13 protein-coding genes are annotated in these 8,896 nt (G+C 47.5%); 8 read left to right on the forward strand and 5 right to left on the reverse strand.

What is annotated here, in order from left to right; translation table 11 throughout:
• Positions 1-269 precede the first annotated feature (269 nt).
• The 3 genes from A6301_RS16060 to A6301_RS16070 all read right to left on the reverse strand — a co-directional run bounded on the left by A6301_RS16060 (position 270) and on the right by A6301_RS16070 (position 2,618).
• The gene (locus A6301_RS16060; RefSeq protein WP_234258254.1) at positions 270-770 is read right to left on the reverse strand and encodes a hypothetical protein; all 501 of its coding nucleotides are present in this window, start codon (positions 768-770) and stop codon (positions 270-272) included.
• A 59-nt stretch (positions 771-829) separates the two neighbouring features.
• Positions 830-1,363 (reverse strand): hypothetical protein, encoded by a 534-nt coding sequence (locus A6301_RS16065; protein WP_215484250.1) that lies wholly within the window; start codon positions 1,361-1,363, stop codon positions 830-832.
• Positions 1,364-1,506: 143 nt separating this feature from the next.
• Positions 1,507-2,618, reverse strand: a protein-coding gene (locus A6301_RS16070) for an IS3 family transposase (RefSeq protein ID WP_234258255.1) whose coding sequence is annotated in 2 segments (ribosomal slippage) — positions 1,507-2,357 and positions 2,357-2,618 — 1,113 coding nt in all. Because the reading frame shifts where the segments join, the coding sequence is not laid out codon by codon here.
• 364 nt (positions 2,619-2,982) lie between these two features.
• Between A6301_RS16070 and A6301_RS16075 the strand changes: the two genes are divergently transcribed.
• The 3 genes from A6301_RS16075 (at position 2,983) to A6301_RS16085 (ending at position 4,595) form a co-directional block, all read left to right on the forward strand.
• Positions 2,983-3,183 carry a hypothetical protein gene (locus A6301_RS16075; protein WP_215484249.1) on the forward strand — a complete coding sequence of 67 codons (201 nt, stop codon included), beginning with the start codon at positions 2,983-2,985 and terminating at the stop codon, positions 3,181-3,183.
• Between the two features lie 625 nt (positions 3,184-3,808).
• Positions 3,809-4,108: a helix-turn-helix domain-containing protein gene (locus tag A6301_RS16080; protein ID WP_215484248.1), complete on the forward strand. Its 300-nt coding sequence runs from the start codon at positions 3,809-3,811 to the stop codon at positions 4,106-4,108.
• A 304-nt stretch (positions 4,109-4,412) separates the two neighbouring features.
• Complete coding sequence (locus A6301_RS16085; protein ID WP_215484247.1) at positions 4,413-4,595, forward strand: hypothetical protein; 183 nt, start codon at positions 4,413-4,415, stop codon at positions 4,593-4,595.
• Between the two features lie 15 nt (positions 4,596-4,610).
• Here A6301_RS16085 and A6301_RS16090 read toward each other — a convergent pair whose 3' ends face one another.
• Positions 4,611-4,988 carry an entry exclusion protein 1 gene (locus tag A6301_RS16090; RefSeq protein ID WP_215484246.1) on the reverse strand — a complete coding sequence of 126 codons (378 nt, stop codon included), beginning with the start codon at positions 4,986-4,988 and terminating at the stop codon, positions 4,611-4,613.
• A 555-nt stretch (positions 4,989-5,543) separates the two neighbouring features.
• On the opposite strand from A6301_RS16090, the gene A6301_RS16095 reads away from it, so the two are divergent.
• The 5 genes from A6301_RS16095 to A6301_RS16115 all read left to right on the forward strand — a co-directional run bounded on the left by A6301_RS16095 (position 5,544) and on the right by A6301_RS16115 (position 7,911).
• Positions 5,544-5,768 carry a hypothetical protein gene (locus A6301_RS16095; protein ID WP_215484257.1) on the forward strand — a complete coding sequence of 75 codons (225 nt, stop codon included), beginning with the start codon at positions 5,544-5,546 and terminating at the stop codon, positions 5,766-5,768.
• 74 nt (positions 5,769-5,842) lie between these two features.
• Positions 5,843-6,106, forward strand: coding sequence for a plasmid stabilization protein (locus tag A6301_RS16100; RefSeq protein ID WP_215484256.1), 264 nt, complete (start codon positions 5,843-5,845; stop codon positions 6,104-6,106).
• Entirely contained in the window at positions 6,096-6,395 is a 300-nt protein-coding gene (locus tag A6301_RS16105) for a type II toxin-antitoxin system RelE/ParE family toxin (RefSeq protein WP_205543410.1), read from the forward strand. The genes A6301_RS16100 and A6301_RS16105 overlap by 11 nt, the downstream gene beginning before the upstream one ends.
• 17 nt (positions 6,396-6,412) lie before the next feature.
• On the forward strand, positions 6,413-7,303 hold the full coding sequence (locus tag A6301_RS16110; RefSeq protein WP_215484255.1) for a site-specific integrase: 891 nt from the start codon (positions 6,413-6,415) through the stop codon (positions 7,301-7,303).
• The gene (locus tag A6301_RS16115; RefSeq protein ID WP_234258256.1) at positions 7,300-7,911 is read left to right on the forward strand and encodes a hypothetical protein; all 612 of its coding nucleotides are present in this window, start codon (positions 7,300-7,302) and stop codon (positions 7,909-7,911) included. The genes A6301_RS16110 and A6301_RS16115 overlap by 4 nt, the downstream gene beginning before the upstream one ends.
• 107 nt (positions 7,912-8,018) lie before the next feature.
• Here A6301_RS16115 and A6301_RS16120 read toward each other — a convergent pair whose 3' ends face one another.
• Positions 8,019-8,255, reverse strand: coding sequence for a hypothetical protein (locus tag A6301_RS16120; protein ID WP_215484253.1), 237 nt, complete (start codon positions 8,253-8,255; stop codon positions 8,019-8,021).
• Positions 8,256-8,896: the final 641 nt, after the last annotated feature.

Consider the following 8,896-nt stretch of genomic DNA (forward strand, 5'->3'; position numbering starts at 1 on the left):
TGTCCATGTTGTGGAGTAGAAGCGGGACGTGATATCAATGAAATCGAAAAAACATTCGGTTTCCGAGAATTACCTAATGGGAAAAAAATCCCACAATCCTATTGTCGGGAATGCAGGAGATTACATTGTTATCCTGACGATAAGCGCTGTGGATAATTTATCTATAATTACCTGAAAAAGCCCTAAACCCTCGGGCTTCTTTTAATTTATATCATCAATTAAATAATTGATGATATAAATTTATGATTATTTTTTTTCAATAACTATACTCAGACATTTTGTATGTCTTGGTTAATCGTCTTCAGTAGCGTTGAACATAACTCACTAAAGTCAGAACTCATTCCTTGCATCCGCTCAACCAAACCAGCAAGACCTTTTTCACTATCACCAAATAAATATTCTTTTGTCAGAGAACCCTTAAGCGTCCCATCAACACGATCCTGAGCTATGTTGCTGGCAAGAACATTCACATCACTGTACTCGGCTGTCGGCCAGCCCAGAGACTTTAAATACGCCTTATCACTGCCGGTAAGGTTATCCTCAACATTAAAAAATGTATATGCTTGCCCAGAGGGAAAGAAACCCGTCGTTATTTTTGGTTGGAAATAAGAATCATTTTTTAATGTTTTATTATCAACATTATCAGTTTCTGATTTACTAGAGGGTTTTACTTTAAAATCATTAAGAATTTCAGAGAATACTGCATCACTACTGTCCCTAACTCGATTAGGGGATATTGAATCAATGCCACGGATACCTGATACCAGCATATTACACCTCAAGAAGTAATAAGTAACCGGCCACCCGATGCGACCGGTTACGATTCTACTTAGCTGTAATAAACGGTGCAATCATAACCATCAATATATGGAGGATTAAAAATACCACCGTTAAGATTGCCCACTTTCATCGCCAGAGCCAGCCTACAATTAGCAGGGATATTGGAGCCAGAAGCTACAATGGTATCACTACCGGAACCTGTAATATCAGCATACCCTAACTCAAAACCTGCTGAATTATAGATATAAAGCCGGACAGATATCTGACTAGCCCAACCACCATAACCATCACGATCATAGTTGTACTTGATACTATCAACAATCCCAGAAGGTGAACCAGATGGGGTCAACACTGAATTTGTGAACCAAGTACCTCCGGATGCCGGATGAGGGCCAAGTCCAGAACGGTACCAGCTATTCAATGCTTTCGCTGCAAGAAGTCCATTGAGCTTACTTTCCGCTTTAATATGTTTCTTTAAAACTTCAGCAAGAGCAACATTTTCATTACCCGGTAAGGTTTTAACAAAAACGACTTCATTATTACCTTTAACAGAAAAATCAGGTTGAACGATTAAATCACTCATATTAAATGCTCCATTGATTTATAAAAAACAACATCACAGAGCCGTAATGTTAACAATGACAATATAATATTTATTTTAAATAAATTTAAAAAATAAAATTAAAAACCAATTTAAATTAAAAAGGAAATGTAAGCACACCCGTTTTAGTTCCACACACTTTTTGAGATTTCCGGGTTTTCAGCCATCAGCCGATATTCCTCCGGCGTCAGGTTATTCAGGGATTCATGAGGACGCTCGCTGTTATATTCATGCAGCCAGCGCTCCGTAATTTCCCTCACTTCATTCAGTGTTCTGAATAGGTAAAAATCCAGTATTTCTGTTCGGTATGTCCGGTTAAAACGTTCAATAAAGGCATTCTGTGTTGGCTTGCCCGGTTTAATAAATTCCAGTGTTACACCATGCTCTTCCGCCCATTGCGCCAGCGTCAGCGAGACCAGCTCTGGACCGTTATCCATCCGCATCTTTAGCGGATATCCTCGGTTTGCCACTATCCTGTCCAACACCCGAACAACGCGTTGTGCCGGGATATTCAGGTCAATTTCTATCGCCAGCACTTCACGATTAAAATCATCCACCACGTTGAACGTGCGGAAACGCCTGCCACACACCAGTGCATCATGCATAAAATCCACTGACCAGCTCTGATTCAGGTGTTCTGGCGTCGCCAATGGTGCTGGGTCACGCACTGGCAAACGTAGCTTTCCTTTACGACGAAAATTCAGTTTCAGTAAGCAATAGATACGATGAACGCGTTTGTGATTCCATGCATGTCCCTGCCTGCGTAGCTTCTGGAACAACTTCTTGAAGCCGTATCGCGGATAGCGTTCCGCCATGTCAGTCAGTGCCTGAATGACCGGCTCATCACGCCGGGTGTCAGGCTGATAAAAATACACCGTCCTGCTCAGCGATAACGTCCTGCATGCCTGGCGGATGCTCATCGTAAATTGCGCGGTCAGGTAACTGACGAGCTCACGCTTTATCGCTGGTTTTAAAGCTTTTTTTCAATAACATCTTTGAGTGCCCGGCACTCCAGACTCAGATCGGCAAACATCTGTTTCAGCCGCCGGTTTTCGTCCTCCAGATCTTTCATCTTTTTGATATCAGACGCTTCCATACCACCAAATTTGGCTTTCCAGTTGTAGTATGAGGCCTCAGATATCCCCGCTTCGCGACAAACGTCTTTGACGGTACGTCCGACTTCAACGGACTTCAACACGGCGATGATCTGATGTTCTGTAAATCGGGCTTTGCGCATAGCGATCTCCTCAACGGGACATAATCAGTATGTCGGAAGATCTCTAAAAGTGAATGGTTCGGTTTACCGGGATGCTTACAGAAACAATCCAAAAACTTTACACCTGAATTTTAATTTTTTAAAAATAGTCACCGAAGATAAACAAATCAGCAGTTCAAATCTCTACGGGTATTTTTATACCTTACGGTCACTTTAATTTACCATAACCTTCCAAAAGTAAGGTTAGTTTGTAACCGCCGATTCCATGATCTTACAGAAACTTATTTCTCTATTAAAAATTAAACACATAGCCTTGATTCGTTCGACTTAGAACAAATATTCACTATGGGCATAGTGCCCCAGACCTCTGGTTAAGGATAAAAAAATGGCGTTAATTGTTGGTCCTAGCGAGTATGTTGGCCGCGACGGCGGTTCATTCCAAGAGTGCAGTGTTGATTCTTATGGGCGTATCCTCAAAACGTACGAGCGTTACTGCACGATCCGTGATAACGAGAAGGCTCCGCCAACCAGCACCCACAACCGTAAGTGGAAGCAAATCTTCCGGACTCCTGACAGCACTGAATAATCAGCATATTAGAACGTTACCACAGGGCTGGTATCAGCCCTGATTTACCATAACACCCGATCCACGCACCGCCTCAGACGCCCTCAGAGAGATTCTGCGGCGAACGGGGCGTTTCCGGCATCTTTCTCCGGCAAGAACCCTGTAAAATGAGCCAGGTAAGTTTTAGCCGCTTGCATGACTATTCACTGAAGTGAATGCAATTGGAATACGGCAAGAAAATGTGGTGAACGCCCCAAAAGGAGCGATTTTATAACGACCTACGAATGTAAAACTGCCAGAGAGTGACCAGCGATACAGAGATACTCAGTAAAAGGTCAACATAATCAAAAATTGCAAAAATCATTAGTTCCTCCGTAAAAATTTAATTCCATATATTTTTCAATAAAATATTTTCTCATTAACTCTACTTTTTAGTGCTCATACTCTTATTTCATTACAGAAAACGAGATAATAAACACTACATCTATTAGAGCAGCATGTAACGTTAGCCCAATCCTCAAAAGATCCTGGATTAACCAACTACACTGCATCATCACTTACATATCAAAGGGCTATAAGAGGAAGAGGTTCAGTGGGTTGCCGATTCTGAGTACCTAAAACATCTGGCTAACCTGGAGAAATAATCATGGCAACATACAGAGAGCTACTGGCAAAAGAGAGTCCAGAAATGCAGGCTCGTGTAACGGCGCGGGTCGAAGAGGCAAGCCTAATTATTGCTCTTAGTCAGCTACGTGATGAATTAGAGATCTCTCAAACGGAACTGGCTCGAGCAATTGGCATATCTCAACCGACGCTGGCTAAGATGGAGAACCCTGAAAATGACCCACGTCTTTCCACATTGAAACGTTATGTCGCAGCATTAGGGGGAGAACTGAGCATTGATGTCACGTTACCGACAGGGAAACGTGTCGCATTTCATCTCTAAATTAACTACTCACTCTCTAATCAATCCATCCTCCTTTTCTCACTATTTTCAGCTATTATTGCCCAGTCACCGCACATTGGTGACCGGGTGTAGGAACCTGCTTTCTAGTTGGCGATAAAACGGACGCGCCAAGCGTCCATTTTTATATCGCAGCCTTTGTTCGCCTCAATGGTGGCTCAGGCGGGGCAGCCTTCGGGCTGGCCGGGTCCAACTAGACCGGTATTCCTACCCCCGTCTGGGCTACCACCCAAAGAGCGTAGGAACTCTTGTGGTAGCTATCATTTTCTAGTTGAGAGCCACCATCATGTTCGACGACACCCCTCTGAATCCTGACGAACTGCTAGATCAATGCTGTGCGCTGTCTTATGCCGTAACTGCTATCACACACGATCAGGTACGCGAAATCCTTGCATTTGTGCTGCACGAAAAGCTCAAGGATTTTCATGACTGCTACCACCCCGAGCAACTTCCCGAGAAAGACGATTAACAAACTGGTGGCCGTTTATTCTAACCAGCGACGCCACCAAGGTTTAGGGTGAACATTCTCCGATTCATCATGTGCCGGCTTGTATTCCAGCCGGCGCATTTCCTGAAGCTCCAGCTTGAGACCTGACACCTCTTCTCGGAGCGCTTTCATCTCAGCAATCAGATCTTTCATTACGTTATTATCAGTCTCATCATCCTGTCTCTGAGTGTCCCGATTCGTTGTCTCACTCGGTTTCAGTTCACCGTACACACGCATCAGCTCACTGGTGTCGAGAGATCGCCCCCCATCAGACTCAGACCTATATGATACGCGGCCTTTTGCCATATCCCGGTACAGCGAACTTCGCCCTTTCCCAGTCAATTTCATCGCCTGTCTCACGCTGACCCACGCCATTGTCTCACTCCCCATTTTTGAGACAGTATAACGCTATATCAAACGTTAGCAGTCTGTCGGTCGTATCAGCCTGATTATGACGATGTCGCGTTGTCATTTTTTGGCGTCGTTTTTAGCATTATCTGTTACCAGTAATCCCCGCTATGTACAACGAATAAATATGTTGTACATAGCGGGGATTACTGGATTTAATCAACATAGACGCAATAGTTAAAAAGCACGTTTGTAGAGCAACATGATCCGTATTATTCTTGTACTGTTGATGACTAGTGCACGTAACGCACTCCTGATTACACCGGATACAGGTCAACAATCCGTGCCCCGTGAGGGATCTGAGACCCAGCAGCGACATCTGGAGAGACTGAGGCGACGCAGTTAAAACGCCACCTGGTCAGTGTAACGACCGCGATTAGCCCACGCCGACGGGAAAAAACATGGCGAGAATAGTCCGAGCCAGACGCCACAAGGCGTCAAACAGGGGCAAATAGGCATTCAATTGCCGCTGAACCGGTTCCTTCGGTCAGGCGTTCTTACAAACTATCAAACGGTGACGACATGACGGAGTTTAACGTCAGCCAGGAACTGGCCGCATTACAGGAAGAAACCCGGTTAATACGTAAACCGCGCTACCGGAAATCTCGTCTCGATCGTTACACCGGCGAACTGTGCCAGCTTCATCAGGCTGGCGCCAGTGCCGCCGAATTACAACGTTGGCTCAGAGCAAAGCGGATAAGGGTGGTGTTATCCACGGTGACACGCTGGCTGGATCGTCATGGTTAGGTTCGTTACATGCCGCACCGTATGCCTCTTTGCTACACTCAGAAATAGACCACCGAGAATCAGGAGCCTCTGCCATGAACAACCGCATTCACTACGAAAACGCGAACTTTCTACGTGAGCTGGCCGAGAGCCTGCCGCACATTATTCCCGCAGGCAGCGCTGACAAAGCCGCTCTATTGCAGCGTCTCGCTAATGAAGAACTGGCGCAAGCCGAATATGAAGAAAAGGTACGCGCCAAAGTAGCGGCATCCCGTGCTGATATCCGCCCGAGTATCAGTACCAACCAGCTTCGCCAGCAGCTACATCGCCGTTATCAGGAACAACACGATGGCGTATGAGGTGGAATGGAAAGCGAGTGCCACGGAGGACGTTATAGATCTTTTTGACTATCTAGCCGAAAACGCCTCACTCTGGGATGCAAAACACGTCACTGAACGTCTCCTCGTTTCTACCGACAAACTCACAGAGTTCCCAAAGCTATATGAGCTGGATCAGCGCTACGGCGAAGGCATACGTCGTATCAGTCTGATGGGACAGCATGTGTTGTACGAAGTGGATGACGCTGTACAGAAAGTTCGGATTCTGGCCGTGATCGGTCAGCGCCAGAATCCTCATCTGATCCGCTAACCTCTGACAGTATCATCATGGCGAAAGCAAAATTTTCCTCACCCGGGCGTCAGGCCACTTCAGTCATGAAAGCCATGCAAGGGGAACACTTGCGCTCGGTTGGTACGGTGCGCAATTACGAACAGGCGTTAACCCGAGTGGCTGAATGGGTTTACGCATCCCGGATTGTCGGCGGTCTGCGGGAACTGACGCCTTCTCTGGCCATCAGTTACCTTGAATCACGGGGCGAATCCGTAGGACAAAAAACCCTCGACATGGAGCGGCAGGCCATTCAGGCCATGATGCACCATGTCACCAGTCGCCTTCCCCTGACTGCACGTTTACCGGTGATCCGTGCAGACCATCCACAAGTTCTGACCGGACGGGCTTACACTGCGGCACAAATCACCCGAATTTGCGCCGCTCAAACCATAAAAAACGCATTGGCAACCGAACTGGCCTACGCGGCAGGATTACGCGCCCATGAGCTTTATACACTGGCGAGACCGGATGAACAGCCGCCCAGTGCACGACAGGCAGACGAGACAAAGTGGGCAGGGCGTGACGGGATAACCTACACCGTTCACGGCAAAGGTGGACTGGTTCGGGAGGTTAATATCCCAAACGAGCTAGCTTTACGTCTTGAAGCGGTCAGACGTGATAATGCAGTCATACTGACTGATCGCGGCGTCAACCACAGCAGCCGTTATGCACTCGGTGGCGGCCATCCCTGGTCAAACAGCTTCAGTGCCGCTGCACAGCGGGTATTAGGCTGGTCAGCCGGTGCACACGGCGTTCGTCACAGCTATGCACAGGAACGGATGCGCGAACTGCAACATCAGGGGCTCAGCCGAGAAGCCTCCTTGACGACGGTCAGCCAGGAAATGGGGCATTTTCGCCCGGAGATCACGGAAACCTACCTACGATGAAATTTGTTTTCTGGCGAGCGACGGTGTTAATAGTGCTGTTAGCCTCGCTTGGCATCATCTATTGGCTCATGTCCGCCACACTGGAACAATACACGCTGATAACCCGACAAGGTGAACACCTTATAAAAATTTCAGGGTGGCACATCTTTGCTGAGTTATGGGTATTAATGCTGCCCGGGATTCTCATTACAGGCTGCATAGGGGGACTGGCGCTCCTCTGGATAATCATTAAAGCCGATAATCGCGATCAGGCTGAAAAAATAGCGCATTATCATAGCTTGGCCTGCCTCGCGCAGGAAAAAACCGTACAGGCTGAATCAGAGGCGAATAACCGTCTCGCTGAACAACTCGACCGTGCCATTCAGCGAGAACATGCCGCCACATTACGCGAACAGAAAGCCAGTACACTCATCAGAACAACCCAAAATCAGCTCGAAAGCGTCATCGCAGAAGCACAGAAACAGATCAACATCGCCAAAGAAGAAAGCAGTAACGCCGAAACCCGACGCAAAAATGCCACGGCGACGGCAGAGCGCCGACGTAGGAAACTGGAAAAAATCAAGCTTGAACAGGAAAACCGGGAGTTAACTGAATTATTTAAATCCTAAAACTGAGTGAGGAGTGAACAGAGAAGACATCAAGAGCGGGTGATATTCCGCTTCCTCGCTCATTCGCTCACTCCGTTCGGTCATGAGACTGCGGCGAGCGGTGTGCGTTACCGACGAAAACCCGATGGTTTTTTCCATTCAAACAGGCGCTCCTGTGCTGCCTCGTGACGCTGGCGAGAAATACTGTGGGCGTCTCGCTGAGAAATGAGCTGCTGGCGCGCTGTCGCTAAGACCTTTTTTTTCTCAGTACCGGAGAGCCGTGCACCTTTTGCACGTTCCGCAGCGAAAACAGCCGCATCAATAAACTGTTTTTCAAAAGCAGATAACGATGATAATCGAGTCATAACACCCCCAAAAGAAAAAAGACAGCAGCCCCCCCTCCCCCCAGAGCCGGACCAGCGAGACTCGCTTTTCCATAGGCTCCGCCCTCCTGACGAGTATCACAAAAAATGACGCTCAAGTCAGAAGGGGCGAAACCCGACAGGACTTAAAGATCCCCACCGTTTCCAATGGGTCGCTCCCTCGTGCGCTCTCCTGTTCCCACCTTACAGTGTCCCCGCATCATTCCGCTGTCATGGCCGCGTTTTCTCATTCCACGCCGGATGCTGGGGTCTGGTTAGGTGGTTCGCTCCAAGCTGGGCTGTATGCACGAACTCCCCGTTCAGCCCGACCGCTGCGCCTATTCTGGTAACTATTCTCTTGATCCCAATCCAGAAAGACACGACTTATCGCCAGTGGCAGCGGCCATTGGTAACTGGGTTCACAGAGCGCATTTTGTATAGCTAGCTATACAGAGAGTTCTTGAAGTGGAAGCCTATCTACGGCTACACTGAAAGGACAGTATTTGGTATCTGCGCTCTGTGTAAGCCAGTTACCACGGTTCAGAAACTTGCCGGTTTACTGAACCTTCGAAAAACCACCTTGCCGGGTGGTTTTTTCGTTTACAGGACAGAAGATTACGGCGGGAACGACAGGATCTCAAGAA

It is taken from the genome of Pectobacterium sp. IFB5596 (assembly GCF_021432585.1).
GTDB classification, from domain to species: Bacteria; Pseudomonadota; Gammaproteobacteria; order Enterobacterales; family Enterobacteriaceae; genus Pectobacterium; species Pectobacterium punjabense.